Source organism: Gilliamella sp. Pas-s25, from assembly GCF_009795885.1.
Taxonomy (GTDB): Bacteria; Pseudomonadota; Gammaproteobacteria; order Enterobacterales; family Orbaceae; genus Gilliamella.
Map to the genome: position 1 here is coordinate 1 of NZ_WTEV01000072.1, position 1,073 is coordinate 1,073.

At 44.1% G+C, this 1,073-nt stretch carries 1 pseudogene; it reads left to right on the forward strand.

Going from position 1 to position 1,073, the window contains the following annotated elements:
- Window positions 1-1,073, forward strand: a pseudogene (locus GQ593_RS13340) (RHS repeat protein); the annotation flags it as partial.

Sequence of the window (1,073 nt, forward strand, 5' to 3'; positions counted from 1 at the left end):
CGGGAATATCGATATAACGCTTATGGCAAAGTGACTTGGTTTAAAGATGAAGCCGGTAAAGTGACTGAATATGACTACGCCTTGCCGTTACATTTAATGACCGAAAAACGATTACCTGATGGTGAGAGACTTAAATTTCGTTATGATAATATCCACTTACAAGTCAGTGAAATTGAAAATCAAAAAGGAGAACGCTACTACTTAAGCTATACACCAACGGGGCAACTGTGCGAAGAAATTGGTTTTGACGGCATAAAAACGACTTATCATTACGATTTAAATGGTTATTTAATTGAAAAACAAGAATATGGTGACCAACATGATGAAAAACCGCTCATTACCCGTTATCATCGTGATATTAGCGGCAAACTAAGGGTAAAAGAATTACCGGATGGCATAAAAGAGCACTATAGTTACAATCATAACGGACTATTAACGCAAATACTCGATGGACAATCGGTTTTAGGATGGGAATATGATGAAGTAGGACGTTTAACTGCCGAACATCAAAACTGGGCAACTATCCGCCATCGCTATGATGATAACACCGGCTTACTCAATGGCACAAAACTGCCCGATGGGCAATGGTTAGAATATTATCATCTTAATGGGCAATTACGGGGCATAACGTTAGATGGGCAGTCGTTAATCGGCATGTTTTATAATAACTCGGGGCGTGAATGTGAGCGTCGTCAAGGCAATGGACTGGTTAACCGCTATCAATATGACCCGCTTGGACAACTTATCGCTCATCAACGCTATCACGGTTATGATATCAGCACACAGACCTCGCCATCCCCACTCTGGCAACAGCACTACCACTACACCCCTGACGGGCAACTTGCCGAAATCACGGGGGCACAGCCACGTCGTTACCGGTATGATAACGTCGGTCAGCTACACACCGTCACCTATCCTGACGCCAATCCGGAGCAGCATCACGCTGAAAAAGTGGAACTGTTTGGCTATGACCAAACCGGCAATAAAAGCACTGAAACCCAAGCGCTGGCACCTGCGCCGTTTCACGCCAATATTGCCAAAGGCAACCGCCTGACCTTTTTTAGTGACAAACA